This window comes from Enterobacter cloacae complex sp. 2022EL-00788, assembly GCF_026627565.1.
Lineage (GTDB): Bacteria > Pseudomonadota > Gammaproteobacteria > Enterobacterales > Enterobacteriaceae > Enterobacter > Enterobacter pasteurii.
The window spans coordinates 340695-363458 of record NZ_JAPNMC010000004.1; the positions used below are offsets into that span (position 1 = coordinate 340695).

19 protein-coding genes are annotated in these 22764 nt (G+C 54.6%); 7 read left to right on the top strand and 12 right to left on the bottom strand.

The window, feature by feature from the left end:
- Window positions 1-580: 580 nt before the first annotated feature.
- Both gltB and gltD read left to right on the top strand, forming a co-directional pair.
- A complete protein-coding gene (gltB, locus tag OWK27_RS08620) occupies window positions 581-5041 on the top strand; it encodes a glutamate synthase large subunit (protein ID WP_148422346.1) in 4461 nt (1486 codons plus the stop codon).
- Window positions 5042-5050: 9 nt separating this feature from the next.
- Window positions 5051-6469, top strand: a complete 1419-nt coding sequence (gene gltD, locus OWK27_RS08625) for a glutamate synthase subunit GltD (protein WP_176609372.1) — start codon at window positions 5051-5053, stop codon at window positions 6467-6469.
- Between the two features lie 37 nt (window positions 6470-6506).
- Here the strand turns inward: gltD and OWK27_RS08630 are convergent, their stop codons facing one another.
- From OWK27_RS08630 to zapE, 9 genes are all read right to left on the bottom strand, one after another.
- Window positions 6507-7058, bottom strand: a complete 552-nt coding sequence (locus tag OWK27_RS08630) for a hypothetical protein (protein ID WP_267590231.1) — start codon at window positions 7056-7058, stop codon at window positions 6507-6509.
- On the bottom strand, window positions 7055-9481 hold the full coding sequence (locus tag OWK27_RS08635) for a fimbrial biogenesis outer membrane usher protein (RefSeq protein WP_252004086.1): 2427 nt from the start codon (window positions 9479-9481) through the stop codon (window positions 7055-7057). Before OWK27_RS08635 ends, OWK27_RS08630 begins: the two co-directional genes overlap by 4 nt.
- Before the next feature lie 6 nt (window positions 9482-9487).
- Window positions 9488-10192 carry a fimbria/pilus chaperone family protein gene (locus OWK27_RS08640; RefSeq protein ID WP_176609370.1) on the bottom strand — a complete coding sequence of 235 codons (705 nt, stop codon included), beginning with the start codon at window positions 10190-10192 and terminating at the stop codon, window positions 9488-9490.
- A gap of 110 nt (window positions 10193-10302) precedes the next feature.
- Complete coding sequence (locus tag OWK27_RS08645; protein ID WP_252004085.1) at window positions 10303-10974, bottom strand: DUF1120 domain-containing protein; 672 nt, start codon at window positions 10972-10974, stop codon at window positions 10303-10305.
- Between the two features lie 422 nt (window positions 10975-11396).
- The gene (sspB, locus tag OWK27_RS08650) at window positions 11397-11894 is read right to left on the bottom strand and encodes a ClpXP protease specificity-enhancing factor (RefSeq protein ID WP_252004084.1); all 498 of its coding nucleotides are present in this window, start codon (window positions 11892-11894) and stop codon (window positions 11397-11399) included.
- Between the two features lie 5 nt (window positions 11895-11899).
- Window positions 11900-12538 (bottom strand): stringent starvation protein SspA, encoded by a 639-nt coding sequence (gene sspA / locus OWK27_RS08655; protein WP_014071978.1) that lies wholly within the window; start codon window positions 12536-12538, stop codon window positions 11900-11902.
- Between the two features lie 307 nt (window positions 12539-12845).
- On the bottom strand, window positions 12846-13238 hold the full coding sequence (gene rpsI, locus OWK27_RS08660; RefSeq protein ID WP_003860436.1) for a 30S ribosomal protein S9: 393 nt from the start codon (window positions 13236-13238) through the stop codon (window positions 12846-12848).
- A gap of 15 nt (window positions 13239-13253) precedes the next feature.
- Window positions 13254-13682, bottom strand: coding sequence for a 50S ribosomal protein L13 (rplM, locus tag OWK27_RS08665; RefSeq protein WP_003860434.1), 429 nt, complete (start codon window positions 13680-13682; stop codon window positions 13254-13256).
- Between the two features lie 289 nt (window positions 13683-13971).
- Window positions 13972-15096: a cell division protein ZapE gene (gene zapE / locus OWK27_RS08670; RefSeq protein WP_252004364.1), complete on the bottom strand. Its 1125-nt coding sequence runs from the start codon at window positions 15094-15096 to the stop codon at window positions 13972-13974.
- Window positions 15097-15285: 189 nt separating this feature from the next.
- Here zapE and zapG point away from each other — a divergent pair, with 189 nt between their 5' ends.
- The 3 genes from zapG (at window position 15286) to degS (ending at window position 18382) form a co-directional block, all read left to right on the top strand.
- On the top strand, window positions 15286-15684 hold the full coding sequence (zapG, locus tag OWK27_RS08675; RefSeq protein WP_022649554.1) for a Z-ring associated protein ZapG: 399 nt from the start codon (window positions 15286-15288) through the stop codon (window positions 15682-15684).
- 170 nt (window positions 15685-15854) lie between these two features.
- The gene (degQ, locus tag OWK27_RS08680) at window positions 15855-17222 is read left to right on the top strand and encodes a serine endoprotease DegQ (RefSeq protein ID WP_148422337.1); all 1368 of its coding nucleotides are present in this window, start codon (window positions 15855-15857) and stop codon (window positions 17220-17222) included.
- A 92-nt stretch (window positions 17223-17314) separates the two neighbouring features.
- The gene (gene degS, locus OWK27_RS08685; protein ID WP_148422336.1) at window positions 17315-18382 is read left to right on the top strand and encodes an outer membrane-stress sensor serine endopeptidase DegS; all 1068 of its coding nucleotides are present in this window, start codon (window positions 17315-17317) and stop codon (window positions 18380-18382) included.
- Between the two features lie 50 nt (window positions 18383-18432).
- Here degS and mdh read toward each other — a convergent pair whose 3' ends face one another.
- The gene (gene mdh, locus OWK27_RS08690; RefSeq protein WP_023298737.1) at window positions 18433-19371 is read right to left on the bottom strand and encodes a malate dehydrogenase; all 939 of its coding nucleotides are present in this window, start codon (window positions 19369-19371) and stop codon (window positions 18433-18435) included.
- 398 nt (window positions 19372-19769) lie between these two features.
- Here mdh and argR point away from each other — a divergent pair, with 398 nt between their 5' ends.
- Together argR and yhcN are read left to right on the top strand one after the other, a co-directional pair.
- Window positions 19770-20240 carry a transcriptional regulator ArgR gene (argR, locus tag OWK27_RS08695; protein ID WP_148422335.1) on the top strand — a complete coding sequence of 157 codons (471 nt, stop codon included), beginning with the start codon at window positions 19770-19772 and terminating at the stop codon, window positions 20238-20240.
- A gap of 378 nt (window positions 20241-20618) precedes the next feature.
- Window positions 20619-20882, top strand: coding sequence for a peroxide/acid stress response protein YhcN (yhcN, locus tag OWK27_RS08700; RefSeq protein WP_148422334.1), 264 nt, complete (start codon window positions 20619-20621; stop codon window positions 20880-20882).
- A 56-nt stretch (window positions 20883-20938) separates the two neighbouring features.
- On the opposite strand, the gene OWK27_RS08705 is transcribed toward yhcN, so the two are convergent.
- A complete protein-coding gene (locus OWK27_RS08705; protein WP_176609366.1) occupies window positions 20939-21214 on the bottom strand; it encodes a barstar family protein in 276 nt (91 codons plus the stop codon).
- Between the two features lie 45 nt (window positions 21215-21259).
- On the bottom strand, window positions 21260-22714 hold the full coding sequence (locus tag OWK27_RS08710; RefSeq protein ID WP_267590232.1) for an NAD-dependent succinate-semialdehyde dehydrogenase: 1455 nt from the start codon (window positions 22712-22714) through the stop codon (window positions 21260-21262).
- Window positions 22715-22764: the final 50 nt, after the last annotated feature.

Here is a 22764-nt window from a genome sequence, read left to right on the forward strand (position 1 = left end):
TAATCAAGATAACCGAGATTTAATTCACCCAGCGCGTAATTACTTTTCCTTATGTTCTGATTGTTTTTTTCATTTATAGCGCCAATACTGAAAAACAGTGATTTTATGCGGGTCCGAACAGATCACCAGCGTATTATTCTGCTATAAATCAGCATTTCAGCACGCTGCATCGATAATACCGCTTTCATACAGTGAGTCAGATCACACTCTTCAGGCACTTCCCAACGCTTTCAGCGCTTGTAAAAATAGCTAAATATCTTTTTAAATCAATAGAATAAATACTCTTTAGCACATTTTTGTATAAATAAGATTGCCATTTGACCTGTGTACCAATTCCCGATAAGTTGGAAATCCGCTGGAAGCTTTCTGGATGAGCGGCCTGCTCATCATATTTATGCAGTAATTGAGATTCCCTCTGAAGCAAGTCCTCAAACTTGTTTACCTGCGCGAAAGGATGAAAAAGAGGGCGAATGCGAGGTCCGCGTATGAAACGCCAGCCCCGTCGCCACGCTCTTTCTGTGCCTGTGCGCCACGGTTACGTTCAGTGGGAAGCCCGACGAGCCTGGGGAGGTTCACTGATATGTTGTACGATAAATCCCTTGAGAAGGATAACTGTGGTTTCGGCCTGATCGCCCACATAGAAGGCGAACCTAGCCACAAGGTGGTGCGTACCGCTATTCACGCACTGGCCCGTATGCAGCACCGTGGCGCCATCCTTGCCGATGGTAAAACCGGCGACGGTTGCGGCCTGCTGCTGCAAAAACCCGATCGTTTCTTCCGCATCGTGGCGGAAGAGCGCGGCTGGCGTTTAGCCAAAAACTACGCTGTCGGCATGCTGTTCCTGAATCAGGATCCTGAAAAAGCGGCCGCCTCACGCCGCATCGTCGAAGAAGAACTTCAGCGTGAAACCCTGTCCATTGTCGGCTGGCGCGATGTGCCAACTAACGAAGGGGTACTCGGTGAAATCGCCCTCTCCTCGCTGCCTCGTATTGAACAGATTTTTGTTAACGCGCCTGCGGGCTGGCGTCCGCGTGATATGGAACGCCGTCTGTTCATCGCACGCCGCCGCATTGAAAAACGTCTTCAGGACGATAAAGAGTTCTACGTCTGTAGCCTCTCGAACCTGGTGAACATCTATAAAGGTCTGTGTATGCCGGCCGATCTGCCGCGCTTCTACCTGGACCTGGCGGACCTGCGTCTGGAATCGGCCATTTGCCTGTTCCACCAGCGCTTCTCCACCAACACCGTACCTCGCTGGCCGCTGGCTCAGCCGTTCCGCTATCTGGCGCACAACGGCGAAATCAACACCATCACCGGTAACCGCCAGTGGGCCCGTGCCCGTACCTATAAGTTCCAGACCCCGCTGATCCCGGATCTGCACGATGCCGCGCCGTTCGTGAACGAAACCGGCTCTGACTCCAGCTCCATGGATAACATGCTGGAGCTGCTGCTGGCAGGCGGGATGGACATCGTGCGCGCGATGCGTCTGCTGGTGCCACCGGCCTGGCAGAATAACCCGGACATGGATCCGGAGCTGCGCGCGTTCTTCGACTTTAACTCCATGCACATGGAGCCGTGGGACGGTCCGGCGGGCATCGTCATGTCCGACGGTCGCTTCGCTGCCTGTAACCTGGACCGTAACGGCCTGCGTCCGGCGCGCTACGTGATCACCAAAGATAAGCTCATTACCTGCGCCTCTGAAGTGGGGATCTGGGATTATCAGCCTGACGAAGTGGTTGAGAAAGGCCGCGTCGGTCCGGGCGAGCTGATGGTTATCGATACCCGCGGCGGCCGTATTCTGCACTCTGCGGAAACCGATAACGATCTGAAAAGCCGTCATCCATACAAAGAGTGGATGGCGAAGAACGTGCGTCGCCTGGTGCCGTTTGAAGATCTGCCGGACGAAGAGGTGGGCAGCCGTGAAATGGACGACGATACGCTTGCGAGCTTCCAGAAGCAGTTCAACTACAGCGCGGAAGAGCTGGACTCGGTTATCCGCGTTCTGGGTGAAAACGGCCAGGAAGCGGTCGGCTCCATGGGTGACGATACCCCGTTTGCCGTGCTTTCAAGCCAGCCGCGTATTATTTACGACTACTTCCGCCAGCAGTTTGCGCAGGTAACCAACCCGCCGATCGATCCGCTGCGTGAAGCCCACGTCATGTCGCTGGCCACCAGCATCGGCCGCGAAATGAACGTCTTCTGCGAAGCCGAAGGCCAGGCGCACCGTCTGACCTTTAAGTCGCCGATCCTGCTCTACTCTGACTTCAAACAGCTCACCACCATGACCGAGGAGCACTACCGTGCCGACACGCTCGACATTACGTTCGACGTGACCGAAACCAGCCTCGAAGAGACGGTAAACGCGCTGTGCGACAAAGCCGAACAGATGGTACGTAACGGTACCGTTCTGCTGGTGCTGTCCGATCGCAATATCGCAAAAAATCGTCTGCCGGTGCCTGCGCCAATGGCGGTAGGCGCTATCCAGACGCGTCTGGTGGATAAGAGCCTGCGCTGCGACGCCAACATTATCGTGGAAACCGCGAGCGCCCGAGATCCGCACCACTTTGCCGTGCTGTTAGGCTTTGGCGCCACGGCGATCTACCCGTACCTGGCCTACGAAACGCTGGCCCGCCTGGTGGATACCCGCGCCATCGATAAAGACTACCGCGCGGTGATGCTGAACTACCGTAACGGCATCAACAAAGGCCTGTACAAGATCATGTCCAAAATGGGCATCTCGACCATTGCCTCCTACCGCTGCTCGAAGCTGTTTGAAGCGGTGGGTCTGCATGACGATGTGGCCAACCTCTGCTTCCAGGGCGTGATCAGCCGTATCGGCGGCGCCGGTTTTGCTGACTTCCAGCAGGATCTGGTGAACCTGTCTAAACGCGCCTGGCTGGCACGTAAGCCGCTGGATCAGGGCGGTCTGCTGAAATACGTTCACGGCGGCGAGTATCACGCCTACAACCCGGACGTGGTGCGCACGCTGCAGCAGGCGGTGCAGAGCGGCGAATACAGCGATTATCAGCAGTACGCAGAGCTGGTGAACAACCGTCCGGCGGCGACGCTGCGCGATCTCATTGCCCTGAACCCGGGTGACGAGGCTGTCAGCATCGACGACGTTGAGCCTGCCTCTGAGCTGTTTAAACGCTTCGATACCGCTGCGATGTCAATCGGCGCCCTAAGCCCGGAAGCCCACGAAGCGCTGGCGGAAGCCATGAACAGCATCGGCGGCAACTCGAACTCCGGCGAAGGTGGTGAAGATCCGGCGCGTTACGGCACCAACAAAGTGTCGCGTATCAAGCAGGTGGCATCCGGTCGCTTTGGCGTAACGCCTGCGTACCTGGTTAACGCCGACGTCATTCAGATTAAAGTCGCTCAGGGTGCTAAACCGGGCGAAGGCGGCCAGCTGCCGGGTGATAAAGTCACCCCGTACATCGCCAAACTGCGCTACTCGGTACCGGGCGTGACGCTGATCTCCCCGCCGCCGCACCACGATATTTACTCTATCGAGGATCTGGCGCAGCTGATTTTCGACCTGAAGCAGGTCAACCCGAAAGCGATGATCTCCGTGAAGCTGGTTTCCGAGCCGGGCGTAGGCACCATTGCGACCGGCGTAGCAAAAGCCTATGCGGATCTGATCACCATTGCTGGCTACGACGGTGGTACCGGCGCAAGCCCGCTCTCCTCCGTGAAATACGCGGGTTGCCCGTGGGAGCTTGGTCTGGTGGAAACCCAGCAGGCGCTGGTCGCTAACGGCCTGCGTCACAAGATCCGTCTGCAGGTGGACGGCGGCCTGAAAACCGGCCTCGACATCATCAAGGCAGCGATTCTGGGCGCGGAAAGCTTCGGCTTCGGTACCGGCCCGATGGTCGCGCTCGGCTGTAAATACCTGCGTATTTGCCACCTGAACAACTGCGCAACCGGTGTTGCAACCCAGGACGAGAAGCTGCGTAAAAACCACTATCACGGCCTGCCGTTCAAGGTGACCAACTACTTTGACTTCATCGCCCGTGAAACCCGCGAGCTGATGGCGCAGCTGGGCGTGAAGCGTCTGGTGGATCTGATTGGCCGTACCGACCTGCTGAAAGAGCTGGAAGGCTTCACGGCGAAGCAGCAGAAGCTTGAGCTGAGCAAGCTGCTGGAAACCGCGCAGCCGCACCCAGGCAAAGCGGTCTACTGCACCGAGAAAAACCCGCCGTTCGACAACGGCGTGCTGAACGCGCAGCTGCTGCAGCAGGCGAAGCCGTATGTTGATGAGAAGCAGAGCAAAACGTTCTGGTTTGATATCCGCAATACCGACCGCTCCGTGGGCGCATCGCTCTCCGGCTACATCGCGCAAACGCACGGCGATCAGGGGCTGGCAGCAGATCCGATCACCGCGCACTTCAGCGGTACGGCGGGTCAGAGCTTCGGCGTGTGGAACGCCGGCGGCGTTGAGCTTATCCTTACCGGCGATGCCAACGACTACGTCGGTAAAGGCATGGCGGGCGGTCTGCTGGCGGTGCGTCCTCCGGTCGGTTCGGCATTCCGCAGTCATGAGGCAAGCATCATCGGTAACACCTGTCTGTATGGCGCAACCGGCGGTCGCCTGTTTGCCGCGGGCCGCGCGGGCGAACGTTTTGCGGTGCGTAACTCCGGTGCTATCACCGTGGTGGAAGGCATTGGCGATAACGGCTGTGAATACATGACGGGCGGGATTGTGTGCGTCCTGGGTAAAACCGGCGTGAACTTCGGCGCTGGCATGACGGGCGGTTTTGCATACGTCCTGGATGAAGACGGTGAGTTCCGCAAACGCGTGAACCCGGAACTGGTGGAAGTGCTGGACGTTGATACGCTGGCAATCCATGAAGAACACCTGCGCGGCTTAATTACCGAACACGTGCAGCATACCGGTTCTTCGCGCGGCGAAGAGATCCTGGCTAACTGGCCGGCGTTCTCTGCGAAATTCGCGCTGGTTAAGCCGAAGTCCAGCGATGTTAAAGCCCTGTTGGGTCACCGTAGTCGTAGCGCAGCAGAGCTGCGCGTGCAGGCGCAGTAAGGAATTCAGATGAGCCAGAACGTATACCAGTTTATCGACCTGCAGCGTGTTGATCCGCCAAAGAAACCGCTGAAGATCCGTAAAATTGAATTTGTAGAAATCTACGAGCCGTTTTCAGAAGGCCAGGCCAAAGCGCAGGCAGACCGCTGCCTGTCCTGCGGTAACCCTTACTGTGAATGGAAATGTCCGGTACATAACTACATCCCGAACTGGCTGAAGCTGGCTAACGAAGGACGTATTTTCGAAGCCGCCGAGCTCTCTCACCAGACTAACACCCTGCCGGAAGTGTGCGGCCGCGTGTGTCCGCAGGACCGTCTGTGTGAAGGATCCTGTACGCTGAACGACGAGTTTGGCGCGGTGACCATCGGTAATATTGAGCGCTATATCAACGATAAAGCGTTTGAGATGGGCTGGCGCCCGGATATGACCGGCGTGCGTCAAACCGACAAGCGCGTGGCGATTATCGGTGCAGGCCCTGCTGGCCTGGCCTGCGCGGACGTCCTGACCCGTAACGGCGTGAAGGCGGTGGTCTTTGACCGTCATCCGGAGATCGGCGGTCTGCTGACCTTCGGTATCCCGGCCTTCAAGCTGGAGAAAGAGGTGATGACCCGCCGCCGTGAAATCTTTACCGGCATGGGCATCGAGTTCAAGCTGAACGTGGAAGTGGGCCGCGACGTGCAGCTCGACGATCTGCTGAAGGATTACGACGCCGTGTTCCTCGGCGTGGGCACCTATCAGTCGATGCGCGGCGGTCTGGAAAACGAAGAGGCACCAGGCGTGTATGATGCCCTGCCGTTCCTTATCGCCAACACTAAGCAAATCATGGGCTACGGCGAAACTGCCGACGAGCCGTTCGTCAGCATGGAAGGCAAACGCGTGGTGGTGCTGGGCGGCGGTGATACCGCAATGGACTGCGTGCGTACCTCCATTCGTCAGAATGCGGCACACGTGATCTGCGCCTATCGTCGTGACGAAGAGAATATGCCGGGCTCTAAACGCGAAGTGAAGAACGCGCGTGAAGAGGGCGTCGAGTTCCAGTTCAACATCCAGCCTCTTGGTATTGAAGTGAATGCTAACGGCAAAGTAAGCGGCGTGAAGATGGCGCGTACCGAGATGGGCGCGCCGGATGCAAAAGGCCGTCGTCGCGCGGAGATCGTCGCAGGCTCCGAACATGTGATCCCGGCCGATGCCGTGGTAATGGCGTTCGGTTTCCGTCCTCACAGCATGGAGTGGCTGGCGAAGCACAGCGTTGAGCTGGATTCACAGGGCCGCATTATTGCGCCAGAAGGCAGCGACAATGCGTTCCAGACCAGCAATCCAAAAATCTTCGCCGGTGGTGATATCGTTCGCGGGTCTGACCTTGTGGTAACGGCGATTGCCGAAGGTCGTAAAGCGGCTGACGGTATACTGAACTACCTGGAAGTGTAATAAAAAAGCCCGGTGATAAGCCGGGCTTTTTTTTGGATTATTTCTTAAGAAGCTGCCACGCCAGGTCAGTCTCGAGCGCGGTTTGATCCGCAATATGGCTAAAAGCGCTGTCATTCAGCACCGGGAAAATGGTTACGGTAAAATTCATTTGCTGACCAACGGGAACCTGACCGTTTTCAACCGCCACGACGGCCTCGTTATTGCGGATAAACAGTGATGATCCACTATCATTATCCGGCGTAAAGTTCACCTGATCCGTTGTTTTCCCTACGCTGTAGCTTTTACCATCAAGCGTCAGGTTGCTGACTTTAATCGCCACACCGCCGTTCTGACCAAACTGGAAACGCCCTTTCTGGCCGGAAGCGCCTTGTATAAGGGTTGCCATCTGCTGCTTTTCCGGGCAATAGACGCTGACGTTAATGTCTTTATCCGGCATTTTGTTCCAGCTTTGCTGACTGGAAATGATGTTGTCACGCCGCATCTGATGGTAATCCACAATCTGCTGAGAGAGCGTTAACTGGCACTCTTCAGCATAAGAAAGCCCTGGTAAAGCAAGCAGCAATAGCGCAGCCAGACGTTGAAGGTTCATCGACATACTCCGTTCACTTCCTCATAAAACGCGTCTTCGTCATGCTTTTCAGGAAGTGCGAACTCAAGCCTGCACAGACGTTGGTTGTCATCATTAATGGCATACAGTGCAGCGACCCGGTCGGCATCGTTCAGGAAGACATGCCCGTCATCAACGACCGTCACTATGTAGTTATCTTTGTCATCCACTACGGACAGCCCCTTCGTCAGCGGCTTACCGTCCGCCTGTTTGATGCGTAACATCACGCGGCGGCTATTCAGTACCTTAAAGCTCACTTCGCTTACCGAACCATGTGCAGCAGCAATATATTTGGTACCGTTTGCCAGGGTCATGCTTTGCGGTAACTTGTTCGCGTCCACTTCGATGCGCGAGTTACGCCACTCCGTCAAACCAGGAATAACAGCCTGGCCCCAGCGGTCGGTCCAGACGGTACCCTGCGGCGTGGTAATTTCCACACCCGCTTTCGGCTCGCTCAGTCTGGCAATCGCGAAGGTATCCTTGATGGAATACGGCGAGAAGGTGACGCCGTCTTTATGCATCGCAATGCCGCCGGACAGGGTGGCACTGTAGTTACGCTGGTTATCACCGCTGGTTCCCCCACCTACACTCAGCTGGGTGTAATGCAGGTTGGTATTGATGTTACCGTTAAAACTGTTTTCCTTTGTTTCCTGGTCACGATCGGCAGAAATATAGTAGTTGGTATCACTACCCAGCGAGCCGCTGTTTGCCAGGCCGTAGCTGGTGCTGTCGCCCTGCTTGCGCATGTAGGAGCTCAGGCTCTGCGAACCGCCTAACGGAATGCTGAGGTTGATGTAGAGCAGATCGTCGTCCTGGTCATCATCGGTGCTGCCCACTGCGCTTTGCCAGTTCACGTTGATCGAAGCGTATTTGAAGGTTTTCCCCCATGTAAGCAGTAAATAACGAGAATCCTCGCCCTCTCCTGCCGCCTGGTTGTAGCTCAGACCAGCACTAAAAGCCCCGGCAAGCTGAGTAGACCAACGCACGTTGCCCGAATAACTGTTGTCGTAGCCCTCGTAATCATCGTCCATCGCATCCGCCAGTTCGCGGTAATCACCGCTGTAGTGCGCCACGCTGGCAGACAGGCCGACGTTCTCGGTCAGCGAGTAATCGCTCTGTAATTCGTTTTTGATACCGTTATCGCTGTCGCCAAAGTGCGCCTTGCTGGCGGCCATGCTGGTGGAGACGTTCCAGCCATCGGTGACCATAAACTCCGTGCGCGCCCCTGCCGCCTGGTAATCCTCCGCCACCACGCCGGAGGCAAGGAGGTTCATCCATGGGAAAATTCGCCAGCCATCGGATACGTTGAACACCAGCGGATCGCTGTAGTCGCTGTCAATGCCGCGTACCTGGCCTGCCGAAACGGTGAGCCCGTTTGGTCTTGACAGGTTTCGCGCTTTTACGGATGCGGCGGGAACAATGTAGTGGTTGCTCGAACCGTCAGACTCGACAACGGTGACGTCCAGATCGACGTTATTGCGCACCATGGGCACATCATCAAGGGTAAACGGTCCCGCTGGCACCAGGGTGTTAAAGATAAGTCGCCCATTCTGGCGAACCTCAACGCGCGCCTGGGAGGTACGGGCAATACCGGATACGCTCACCCCGGTACTGTCTTTCTGTAAACCGCTGGTCGGCATTAACTGCACACCCGTGATGGGAATGCCGCTTAGCACATCGGACATGGCGTTAACTTCCCCCACCTGCATGGTCAGGCGCTGGGGAACAAATACATGTTCGGCGTATGTGTAAATACTCTCTGCGTTTCGGTTGCCGTCATCGTCCGTCAGGATATAGCGGCTGCGCAGAGACCAGTCCATCGCGTTGAATCCCGCCTCCAGGCTTGCCTGTGAGTAACGGTTACTGCTGCTATCGCTGCCGCTGTAGTCGCTTTTGGTGCTGAATAACGAGTAGTTAAGCATGCCTGCCGTGCCGCCATGCTGGAAGTTTTTCACATCAGCGCTCAGGCTGTTAAGCGCTTCCGGTGGCAGATAAAGCTCGACCGTCTCCTGGTTTGGCAAAGGGTTAATCACCGCCTGAGCATAATCGCTGCGAAGATCGTGGCAGGTTTCGTTTGCCTTTATGGAAACCGGCATGAGGCCAGCGAATTCCAGGAAGTCGTTATCAACGCACATCGTACCGTCTTCACTGAAGCGTACGGCTGCCGTTCCGCGATTGTTGCCGTTCACTTTGACCGAAACGGAGTGCGTCCCCGGTAAAAAGCGTGGGGCTTCAGCAAAGTAGCGGTTCAGATCGGTACCCAGCCCACGGGATTTGAGGATATCGGTATCAAACGTTACCTCCCTCGCGTGGAGGGAGGGGGCATCAAGAAGCATCAGAGGTAGTGCGCTATAAATCACAGCGCGCACAAAAAGTGCAAGTTGGCTTTTTTTACGCACTGCCATAATCCTTTATTTATTCAGATCCGCAATAAAACTGGGGACTTCAACGCCATAGCGGCTGGCAGGGAAAAATTTCACTTTGTTATTGCCGCTAACGGATTTACCCATCGAAACCGTCATGGTTTCGCCAGGTAAAATGTAGGTTTTAGCCAGCACGCCGCTGATACCCGATGGTTGCAGCACCACGTTCTGGGCCAGGCGTACAACATACTTACTCGGGTTTTTTACCGTGACGGAGGTACCGGAGGCGGTCCAGTCGAGGAACTTCCAGGCATCGGTCACCACTGCCAGCTTCGCCGGGCGAATCAGCACGGGAAGGTCCTGACGAATATTGATGCCAATTTTCACTTTGTTGTCATCGCTCTTCGGCGGGATACCTTCAAAGGTCACACGCTTGTAGTGCTCAACGTCTAGCGGTTTGCTGGTTTGCAGGATGAAGCGCAATTGCTGAGTCTGACCGGGCTCGAGTCGCACCACGGGCTGAGTGGTGACGAGTTTGAGGCCCTTGTCATCTGGCAGATCCACCACGTCGGTGTACAGCAGCGAAGGATGGCTGTCGGTATTTTTAACGTTGATGGTGCCGCTGTGGGTCGCTTCATCAATAACCAGCAGACTGGTTTCTGGAACCATGCCTGCGGCGTGTGCAGCAAACTGTGCAGTGAATAAGGCGGCTACGGCGAGCGTTTTAAATAAAACATTTTTAGAGCATGTCATAGGTATATTCCTTGAAAGCACTACTTAACACTCCGTGTTTATGGCGCTTCTTTATGAGAGAAAAAGCTTTCCCTCTGCATTAAATTTAACTCACTTTAAATTCGAAAGGATTAGAGATATTTAAGGCTAATCGTTAGCTGGCCATCCAGTCGGGTATCATCGGTAATGGCAAGCGTTGCGGTATTTTGAATAGCCAGAGACGTTACCAGCGGAAATGTTGCTGTCTGAAAAGCGAGCGGGTCAACAGTTCCTGATAATGCGACGGTAATATTGCGATTATTTTCGCCCTGGCTGGAGCCGTCAGTACTTTTAGCCCAGGTTGATGAACCATTCTGCTGATATATGGGATCCACCGATTTGCCGTCTGCAGTAATGCTGTTCACCTTCATGAACATGGCATAAGAGCCAATGTTTACCGTGCCCGCTTTTCCGACACCGTATGTCTGGTTAGTTGCACTCTGCGCGCCTCCCGTGTATGTCCCGGCAGACACGGTTAAACCCGCGTTAGAATCGGCTCGATCGTCTATCATATTCCAGGCAACTTTTGTTGCTGCCGTGCAGGTAATAGTAAGATCGATATTCCTTTGGCCAAGCTGGTTAACGGTTGTAGATGACAATTCACCTAAGCGGATGTTGCCGTAGTCCACCACACCGCCATTGCTAAATTCGGGGGTACAGGCCGAGCTCGTCAGCGTACCTTTGATTTTCAGTATCGCGGTTTCAGAGGCAAACGTCGAATTTACGCAAAGGAAGAATGTTGCTGCCAATAGAATCTTTTTCATGAGTTAATCCTTAACTTATGAGATATAGCCAATACAATATCGACGTAAACCATCCCTGCCTGTCGTTATCATCCCCTATGCAGAAAGCATGCCGCGATAATATAGAAATCTTAAATACATGCAATTTAGGTTTATTAATTATTCTTTTTAGATTTACTCAAACAATAGGTAGGATATATAAAAAAGCACACTCAAGCTCTTTATAGCCTATTTTTATTCATAGTATTTATTGATTAAGCGAGATTATAAAGATTACATCTTTATTCCATCACCTCTCTTATATGGAATAATGCATTGCATTGTCTTAATTTTCAACAAACCTATACATGATAAAAATATTCTCCCAACGGGTAACGAACTGTCTTTATCCATAAAAAAATCCAGCCGACTGACGAGGGCTGGATTTTATAAGGGATGAGTCGTTATTTTACCACTCTGAGAGCAGGACGCCCCCCGCGTGGCGGCGGATCGTCATCCGGATCGTTATCATCCTGCGTATCGGGTTTGTCCCCGTCAATAACGGACATCACCGTGTCGCTTTCGCGCGGCTCGGCTGCATCGTCATCGTTCAGGCTGGCAACGTCTTCATCGTACGCCGCTTCCGGCTCAAACATGGTGCCTGCACCGTTTTCACGGGCGTAGATAGCCAGTACCGCGGCCAGCGGTACGGAAACCTGACGCGGCACGCCGCCGAAACGCGCGTTAAAGCGCACTTCGTCGTTTGCCAGCTCGAGGTTACCGACGGCGCGTGGCGCAATATTCAGTACAATCTGTCCGTCGCGTGCGTATTCCATTGGAACCAGCACGCCCGGCAACGTCACATCCACAACCAGGTGCGGCGTGAGCTGGTTATCCAGCAGCCATTCATAGAAGGCGCGCAGCAGATACGGACGGCGTGGTGAAAGTTGTGACATTTCCACAGTCATTAGCCTCGGCCGAGACGCATTTCACGTTCCGGTTCAGTTAAGGATGCCAGGAAAGAGTCGCGTTCAAATACGCGAGTCATGTAGCCTTTCAGCTCTTTCGCGCCAGGGCCGCTGAACTCAACGCCCAGGGTTGGCAGACGCCACAGCAACGGTGCCAGGTAGCAGTCTACCAGGCTGAACTCATCGCTCAGGAAGAACGGTTTTTGACCAAATACCGGCGCAATCGCCAGCAGCTCTTCACGCAGCTGTTTACGTGCAGCATCCGCTTCTGAAGAGGAACCGTTAACGATAACGTTCATCAGCGTGTACCAGTCTTTCTCGATACGCTGCATGTACAGGCGGCTTTCACCACGCGCAACAGGATAAACAGGCATCAGCGGCGGATGCGGGAAACGCTCATCCAGGTATTCCATAATGATACGGGATTCCCACAGGGTCAGCTCGCGATCCACCAGCGTCGGTACGCTTTGGCTCGGGTTGAGATCGATCAGATCCTGAGGCGGGTTATCCTTTTCCACATGCTCGATCTCAAAACTGACACCCTTCTCGGCCAGCACGATACGAACCTGATGGCTATAAATGTCAGTAGGACCAGAAAACAGCGTCATTACCGAACGTTTGTTGGCAGCGACAGCCATGAAAACCTCCAGGTATATTCAGAATTTTTACTGCTACCAGCCCAACGGGGCCAGCCAGATGAAGTATCGCCCATCCCAGAGAAGACACATTGTTCAAGAATCGAACAAAAATCGAGTATTCACCGATATTTGGGCAGAAAATTGGATGATAGTTTACCAGATTTTGATGGCTTTGTGGTGAGGGGATGCCCGAAATGTGGAAAAAGAGAAGATATATGAAATGTTACTGTGGATAACCTGAGCATTATCCATAAAAAAACCCGCCGAAGCGGGTTTTTCGCCAATCGTTCTGCGTGAGCAGAAGGGATTAACGTTTGGAGAACTGTGGACGACGACGTGCTTTACGCAGACCCACTTTCTTACGTTCAACCTGACGAGCGTCACGAGTAACGAAGCCAGCTTTACGCAGTTCAGAACGCAGGGATTCGTCGTACTCCATCAGAGCGCGGGTGATACCGTGACGGATCGCACCTGCCTGACCGGAGATACCACCACCTTTAACGGTGATGTACAGATCCAGTTTTTCTACCATATCAACCAGTTCCAGCGGCTGGCGAACTACCATGCGGGCAGTTTCGCGACCGAAGTACTGTTCCAGAGAACGCTGGTTAATTACGATTTTACCACTGCCCGGTTTAATGAAAACGCGAGCTGCGGAACTTTTGCGGCGACCAGTGCCGTAGTATTGATTTTCAGCCATTGCCTATAATCCCGATTAGATGTCAAGAACTTGCGGTTGCTGTGCCGCGTGGTTGTGCTCGTTGCCTGCGTAAACTTTCAGTTTACGGAACATAGCACGACCCAGCGGGCCTTTTGGCAGCATGCCTTTAACCGCGATTTCAATCACACGCTCAGGACGGCGAGCAATCATCTCTTCAAAGGTCGCTTCTTTGATACCACCGATGTGGCCGGTGTGGTGGTAGTACATTTTGTCAGTACGCTTGTTGCCGGTAACAGCAACTTTGTCAGCGTTCAGAACGATGATGTAATCACCGGTATCAACGTGCGGAGTGTATTCCGCTTTATGCTTACCGCGCAGGCGACGAGCCAGTTCAGTAGCCAGACGGCCCAGAGTTTTACCGGTCGCGTCAACAACATACCAGTCGCGCTGTACGGTTTCTGGTTTAGCTGTAAAAGTTTTCATTAAAAGCTTACCCAAATAATAAGTTACACGTTGGTGAACACCCAAACGTTTAGTCAGTTGAGGTTCACACGACAAAGTCCGGCAAACCTACCCCTTCGAATAGCACATGCCGACACATAGAAAGTTTCGGGAAAAAAACCTTCTCGTAACGTGGGGTCGCAAGATTATAGAGAAGTTGAGGTCAAAGATCGACCCTTAAATGTGATTTGGAATGGGTTTTTCGGGGGGCAAGTTTGTGCGGTCTGGTGCCCTCACCCCCAGCCCCTCTCCCACCGGGAAAGGGGGGCTTTTACGGCATATGTTCAAGCTTCAGGTATTCCTCGCTTTGCATCTCCTGCAAACGCGACAGGCAGCGCTGGAACTCAAACTTCAGGCGCTCGCCCCGGTAGATCGCATATAAAGGCGCCTCGGCGCTGACCACCAGCTTGACGTGGCGTTCGTAAAATTCATCCACCAGCGCGATGAAGCGGCGCGCTTCGCTCTCCATCAGCGGCGTCATCACCGGCACATCCAGCAGCATGACGGTATGGAACAGGCGCGAAAGCGCGATGTAGTCATGCTGGCTGCGTGCATCCACGCACAGCGTGGCAAAAGAGACGGCCAGCGTCTGGTTCTCGACGCCCAGCGTCGGCAACGGACGATGGTTAATTTCCAGCTCCGGCGCGTTATCCCGCTTTTCGCCCGCCAGCGCCAGCCACAGTTTCTCCATCTCCCGGGTCGTGTCGTCGTTCAACGGCGAAAGCCACAGGTGCGCCTGCGTCAGCGTGCGCAGACGATAATCGACACCGGCATCGACATTCATAATGTCGCAGTGCTGCTTGATGGCATCAATGGCGGGGAGAAAACGCGCCCGCTGGAGGCCGTTGCGGTACAGTTCATCCGGCGGGATATTGGAGGTCGCCACCAGGGTGATCCCGCGCGCAAACAGCGCTTTCATGAGTCCCCCCAGCAACATGGCATCCGTAATATCGGAAACAAAAAACTCGTCAAAGCAGAGCACGTCCGTTTCAGCCTTGAAGCGGTCCGCTACGATTTCCAGCGGATCGGTTTCGCCCTGCAGCGCCGTCAGCTCCTCATGGACCCGCAGCATAAAACGGTGAAAGTGCAGACGCTGCTTACGCGTGCCGGGCAGGCTCTGGTAGAACATATCCATCAGCCAGGTTTTACCGCGCCCTACGCCGCCCCACATATATAAGCCGCGAACCGGTGCGTTTACCTGAGGCTCTTTTTTGCCCAGCAAACGGCCGAATACCGCCTTCAGCCCGCTGCTCTGCACCGCATCGGCGGGTTTAGCCTGAAGCTCATGGTAAATAGTGTCCAGGCGGTTAACCGCCTCACGCTGGACATCATCCGGCTGATGCGTGCCCTCACTCAGGGCCAGTTGGTAACGCGATGACGGGGACAGGTTTTGCATCATGTTATTGTTATTCCTTTAGTTAAACCTCATCAGCAGTCGTGGCTGATGAAAAAAAGGCCGTTCTACACTACGCGATGATACGTCAGGATTCCACTTCTGCGGAAATAGCGGTTATAGTGGCATAATCAGGCACAGGCAGGAGCCGAGCCAACACCCTACGGAACAACAAGACAACGGGAGAAGTTCATGACCTGGGAATATGCGCTAATCGGTTTAGTCGTCGGCATCATTATCGGTGCCGTGGCCATGCGTTTCGGTAACCGCAAATTGCGTCAGCAGCAGTCACTGCAATACGAACTGGAAAAGAACAAAGCCGAACTGGAAGAATACCGCGAAGAGCTGGTCAGCCACTTTGCCCGTAGCGCCGAGCTGCTGGACAACATGGCGACAGATTATCGCCAGCTCTACCAGCACATGGCAAAAAGCTCCAGCAGCCTGCTGCCGGAAATGACCGCGGAAAGCAACCCCTTCCGCAATCGCCTGGCGGATTCAGAAGCCGGTAACGATCAGGCACCGGTGCAGATGCCACGCGACTATTCTGACGGCGCGTCCGGCCTGCTGCGCGGTGGCGTAAAACGCGATTAATCGCACAAGCTGAATAAATTTAACGGGCGCACCTTATGCGCCCGTCCTTTCTTCCCGTCCCCAGCTATTATTTAGTCAAACACCTCATTGTTCAGCGGTTGAAAATTCAATAACATCAAGATGTTTTTGGGGCCGTTCTTTTTCATTCCAGGATACGAGAGTCAGCATCGATGAAGAAAAAAAACCAGCTGTTGAGCGCCTTAGCGTTAAGTGTCGGGTTATCTCTCTCGGCGTCCTTCCCTGCCGGTGCGGCACTGCCTTCGCAGGTGCCGGGACAAAACGCTATTCCAAGCCTCGCGCCAATGCTTGAAAAAGTTCTGCCTGCGGTGGTCAGCGTTCAGGTGGAAGGGACGGCACGCCAAAGCCAGCGCATCCCCGAGGAGCTAAAGAAATACTTTGGCGATGACGCGCCCGATCAGCAGGCAACGCCGTTTGAAGGCCTGGGTTCAGGGGTGATTATCGACGCGGCCAAGGGCTATATCCTCACCAATAATCATGTGATCAGCCAGGCCGACAAAATCAGCGTCCAGCTGAATGACGGCCGGGAGTTCGACGCAAAACTGATCGGCGGCGACGATCAGAGCGATATCGCCCTGTTGCAGGTGCAAAAGCCCAGCAACCTGACCCAAATCGCTATCGCCGATTCCGATAAGCTGCGCGTTGGTGATTTTGCCGTCGCGGTCGGCAACCCGTTCGGCCTGGGCCAGACCGCCACCTCCGGGATTGTCTCCGCGCTGGGGCGCAGCGGCCTGAATCTGGAAGGGCTGGAAAACTTTATCCAGACCGATGCCTCCATCAACCGGGGCAACTCCGGCGGCGCGCTGCTTAACCTGAACGGCGAGCTGATCGGCATTAATACCGCCATCCTTGCCCCTGGCGGCGGCAGCGTCGGGATTGGATTTGCCATCCCGAGCAACATGGCCAAAACGCTATCTCAACAGCTGATTCAGTTCGGCGAGGTTAAGCGCGGACTGCTGGGCATCAAAGGCATGGAGATGAGCGCAGATATCGCCAAAGCCTTTAACATTAACGTCCAGCGCGGGGCGTTTGTCAGCGAAGTACTGCCAAATTCCGGTTCGGCGAAAGCGGGCGTGAAGTCCGGAGACGTCATTGTCAGCCTGAACGATAAGCCGCTGAGCAGCTTCGCGGAGCTGCGATCGCGTATTGCCACCACGGAGCCTGGCGCTAAGGTGAAGCTGGGCCTGATCCGCGAGGGCAAACCGCTGACCGTGGAAGTGACGCTGGATAAGAGCACCTCCTCTTCCGCCAGCGCGGAACAGATCTCCCCGGCGCTACAGGGCGCAACGCTGAGCGACGGCCAGCTTAAGAACGGGACAAAAGGCATTTCCGTCACGGCCGTTGAAAAGAGTAGCCCGGCCGCGCAGGCGGGGTTACACCAGGACGACGTGATCGTTGGCGTGAACCGCACCCGCGTGCAGTCCATCGCCGAAATGCGCAAAGTGCTGGAGAGTAAGCCGGCGGTCATTGCCCTGCAAATTATCCGCGGCAACGACACCCTCTACATTTTACTGCGTTAACCATTTGCGACTCCGGGCATCGCCGCCGCGTGTGATGTCCGGATAACTCATGTTATGCTGCAAACCGTTCCTTTATTAACGACACACGCATCATGCTTTTAAAGCTCTTTCGTTCAATTGTCATTGGTCTGATCGTTGCCGGTCTGCTGTTAGTGGCTATGCCGTCTTTACGCCAGTTCAACAAACTGTCGGCTCCCCAGTTCGACAGCGCGGATGAAACGCCTGCAACCTACAATCAGGCGGTACGCCGTGCCGCCCCCGCCGTGGTTAACGTCTATAACCGCGGGCTTAACAGTTCCGCTCATAACCAGCTGGAAATTCGCACGCTCGGGTCCGGGGTGATCATGGATGACCGGGGTTACATCATTACCAACAAGCACGTGATCAACGATGCCGACCAGATCATTGTCGCCCTGCAGGACGGTCGCGTGTTTGAAGCCCTGCTGGTGGGGTCGGACAGCCTGACCGATCTGGCGGTGCTGAAAATCAACGCTACGGGCGGTCTGCCCACTATCCCGATCAATCGCAAACGAACCCCGCACATTGGTGACGTGGTGCTGGCAATTGGTAACCCGTATAACCTGGGCCAGACCATCACTCAAGGGATTATCAGCGCAACCGGCCGAATCGGCCTGAACCCGTCAGGGCGACAGAACTTCCTGCAAACCGATGCCTCAATCAACCACGGTAACTCCGGCGGCGCGCTGGTGAACTCGCTGGGCGAACTGATGGGCATTAACACCCTTTCCTTCGACAAGAGCAACGATGGTGAAACACCGGAAGGGATTGGCTTTGCCATTCCGTTCCAGCTGGCGACCAAAATTATGGACAAGCTGATCCGCGATGGCCGCGTGATCCGTGGCTACATTGGTATCGGCGGGCGTGAAATCGCGCCGCTGCATACGCAGGGCGGTGGTATCGATCAGATCCAGGGGATTGTGGTTAACGAAGTCGCGCCTGGCGGCCCGGCGGCCAATGCGGGCATTCAGGTTAACGACGTCATCCTTTCCGTCAACGGTACGCCAGCGGTCTCTGCGCTTGAAACGATGGACCAGGTGGCTGAAATTCGACCGGGCTCTATCATCCCCGTCGAAGTTATGCGTAATGACAAGAAGCTCACGATTCAGGTCACCATTCAGGAATACCCGGCCACTAACTGACGTGCATAAAAAAACGGAGCATAGCGCTCCGTTTTTTTACCGGGACAAGATCACTTGTTAACGAATTCTTCGCCCAGGGTGATATCTTTTTTCAGCGTATCAAGCATGCCTTCCATCGCGTTTTGCTCAAACGCGCTCAGCGTGCCGATAGACTTACGCTCTTCAACGCCGTTTTTACCCAGCAGCAGCGGCTGAGAGAAGAAGCGCGCGTGCTCGCCGTCGCCTTCTACGTAAGCGCATTCAACCACGTTTTTCTCGCCCTGCAGCGCGCGAACCAGAGACAGGCCGAAACGCGCCGCCGCCTGGCCCATAGACAGGGTTGCAGAACCGCCACCCGCCTTCGCTTCCACCACTTCGGTGCCCGCGTTCTGAATACGTTTGGTCAGATCGGCCACTTCCTGCTCGGTGAAGCTCACGCCCGGGATCTGCGACAGCAGAGGCAGGATAGTCACACCAGAGTGTCCGCCGATAACCGGCACTTCCACTTCCGTTGGCTGCTTGCCTTTCAGCTCAGCCACGAAGGTGTTGGAACGGATGATATCCAGCGTAGTCACGCCGAACAGTTTGTTCTTATCGTAAACACCCGCTTTCTTCAGCACTTCCGCAGCGATGGCAACGGTGGTGTTCACCGGGTTGGTGATGATACCAATGCACGCTTTCGGGCAGGTTTCAGCGATCTGCTGAACCAGGTTTTTCACGATGCCCGCGTTGACGTTGAACAGGTCTGAACGATCCATACCCGGTTTACGCGCAACGCCAGCGGAGATCAGCACGACGTCGGCACCCTGCAGCGCAGGACGCGCATCTTCACCGGAGAAGCCTTTGATTTTCACAGCTGTCGGGATGTGGCTCAGGTCAACCGCCACGCCTGGGGTTACCGGAGCAATATCGTACAGGGAGAGTTCTGAGCCTGAAGGCAGTTGGGTTTTCAGTAGTAGGGCAAGCGCCTGGCCGATACCACCAGCAGCGCCGAGGACTGCAACTTTCATCCTAAACTCCTTATTATGGTTAACTTTAAGTATCTGTAACTCCGTTGCGGCGACCATAATTCAGCAAGTCATTAATTACAATTTTCGTAGCTAAAGAATTTGAGGTCGCGCGTCTTTCGCCTTCACCTGAATACTATCGGGCTGCGGGCAGCAACGAATTAAGAGGGGGTTACAATACACCCTGCCACACCACCAAAACAACATCATTTTGATAACATTTAATTTACTTTTAAGCTTATTTGCACGGCGTGACCCAGGCATGTTTTCCGATAACGAAATCTGATAAAATCACTCCCTTTCATAACATTATTTCAGCCTACCCGCTGGCAGATTGTTTGCATAAAAATTCATCCACATGCATAATAATGTTGTTTCTACCGTCATATTCCGGGTGACTTATGCGAAGCTCGTCTAAGCAAGAAGAATTAGTAAGGGCGTTTAAAGCGCTACTTAAAGAAGAGAAATTCAGTTCTCAGGGAGAAATTGTTCAGGCGTTGCAGGAACAAGGCTTCGACAACATCAACCAGTCGAAAGTCTCCCGCATGTTAACCAAGTTCGGTGCGGTGCGTACGCGTAACGCTAAAATGGAAATGGTCTATTGCCTGCCTGCTGAACTTGGCGTGCCGACTACCTCCAGCCCGCTGAAGAACCTGGTTCTCGATATCGACTATAACGATGCCGTCGTGGTGATCCATACCAGCCCCGGTGCCGCACAGCTGATTGCCCGCCTGCTGGACTCGCTGGGTAAAGCTGAGGGGATCCTCGGCACCATCGCCGGTGACGACACCATCTTTACCACACCAGCTAACGGTTTCTCTGTTAAAGACCTCTACGAAGCTATTCTGGTTCTGTTCGAACAGGAACTGTAATTGCCTGCCCCGCAGCATTCGGCTGCGGGGATAATGCTGCCGCTGCCTCGTTTCACCCTGCTTTCCTCTGCCTGTTACTTTTGCATTTAGTGCTTTTTACCGCCCGTTAACATTCATCCAGTGAATAATCTGCCGCGAAATCGCACAAAAAATCAAATTCTCATATCCTGTTGATTTTCAATACAAAACGCAGCTTTTGTGGCGCGATAGCCCCCTTTTTTATGCAATACGGTTATTAAAACCAACTTTTTTAACGCGTAATAACAAGCGCAATCATTAGTCTGGTATTAATTTTTTGGGTGATTAGTGTATACTTGATTTTGTGATGAGGGTCACAGAACAAAGACCCCAGTAAAATAATTGACGAGGTAAATAATCATGAAAATCAAAACCACTGTTGCAGCCCTGAGCGTACTCTCTGTCCTGTCATTCGGTGCCTTCGCAGCCGACACTATTAACGCCGAGCAGGCACAATCCCGTCAGGCTATCGGGACGGTTTCTGTCGGTGCCATCGGTACTTCTCCGATGGACATGCACGAAATGCTGAACAAAAAAGCGGAAGAACAGGGTGCGTCAGCCTATCGCATCATCGAAGCGCGCAGCGGCGACCACTGGCACGCTACCGCAGAACTGTACAAGTAAACCCTCGTCGTATCTCATCATACGACTTGCCCCTGGCCTCCCGGTCAGGGGCTTTTTTATGGGTGACGCACATTGAAGCGTAGCTGCCCTTCCAGCTCCTCTTCCGCTTCATCAAATAACAAAATCAAGGCACCGAAGCGTCTGCGCTGTTTTTCAGGCAGATGGGTGAACTCGATTTCCAGCGGTAGCGGCAGCCGATCGCCGGTAACCAAATCCCACAGCATATCCAGATTGCTCACGCTGTCCCGCTCCAGGTCGAACGCCCGAATAAACTCGCGATAGAAGTCTTCCTGACTGTCGATTTCATCAAAATCAAAGGTATAAATTTTCATTGCCAGCCACCCGGTACAGGCGGGCGGCAGATGCCGCCCTGTCTATTATAATCCCCCGATATGCAGGGTTTTAACTTCGAGAAACTCCTCCAGCCCCAGCACGGAACCCTCACGGCCCAGCCCGGACTCTTTTACTCCCCCAAACGGTCCCAGCTCGGTCGATACCGCGCATTCGTTAATGCCGATCATGCCGCTCTCAATCGCCTGCGACACGCGGAACACGCGCGACAGATTCTGGGTATAGAAGTAGGCCGCCAGCCCGTATGGCGTATTGTTGGCGCGCATGACTACCTCATCTTCCGAGGTGAAGCGGAAGCAGGCGGCTACGGGACCAAAGGTCTCCTCTTCTGCCAGCTTCATCCCTTCATGACAGTCGCCGAGCACGGTTGGCATCCAGAAGTTACCGCCAAGCTCGTGCGGCTTACCGCCAGCCAGCACGGTGGCGCCCTTCGCTACCGCATCCTCGACGTGCTCACGTACCTTATCGACAGCCGAAGGTTCAATCAGCGGGCCGACAACGACTCCCTCCTCCAGGCCGTTACCGACCTTCAGCGCCTTCACCGCGTCGGCAAGCTGATTCACAAACCTGTCGTAGACCGTTTCCTGAATATAGAAGCGGTTTACGCTGACGCAGACCTGCCCGGCGTTACGGAACTTATTGGCAATCGCGCCTTTAACGGCGGCATCAATATCCGCATCCTCGAAAACGATGTAGGGCGCGTTGCCGCCCAGCTCCATCGACACTTTTTTCATCGTTTCCGCGGCGTTGCGTACCAGCGTTTTCCCGACGGAGGTTGAGCCGGTGAAGGAGATTTTGCGCACGTCGCGGCTGGCCATAATGGCGTCGCTGATTTCTGAGGTACTTCCCGCGACCGCGTTGAGCACACCATCCGGCACGCCGGCCTGCTTCGCCAGCGTCAGCAGCGCAAAGGCGCTCAGCGGCGTGTTGTTTGCTGGCTTAATGACGCCGGTACACCCTGCCGCCAGCGCCGGGCCGAGCTTGCGGGTGAGCATGGCCATCGGGAAATTCCATGGCGTGATGGCTGCAACCACGCCGACGGGTTCACGGGTTGCCAGAATACGGGAGCCGGGCTTAACCGGAGGGATGATTTCACCGTTGGCGCGCTTGGCCTGCTCGGCAAACCACTGAATGAAGCTGGCGGCATATTCTACTTCGCCCTCAGCCTCTTTCAGCGGCTTACCCTGCTCGGTGGTCATCAGCCGTCCGAGCCAGCTTTTGTTCTCAATAATCAGTTCATACCAGCGGTAGAGGATCGCAGAGCGCTCTTTTGCCGTTTTTGCGCGCCATGCGGGAAAGGCTTTGGTCGCGGCCGCAATGGCCTCTTCGGTTTCGGCTTTACCCGCTTTCGCCACCCTGGCGATTGTCTCGCCCGTGGCGGGGTTCAGCACGTCAAACGTGGTGTCGAGGGTTTTCCAGATACCGTTAACCAGATACCCGTTCTGAAAAAGAATACTGTCCTGAAGAGCCTGGGTTGTCATGTGTCCTCCCTTCCTGAATGTTTGAACCTGCAGGAATAAGTATAGCCACA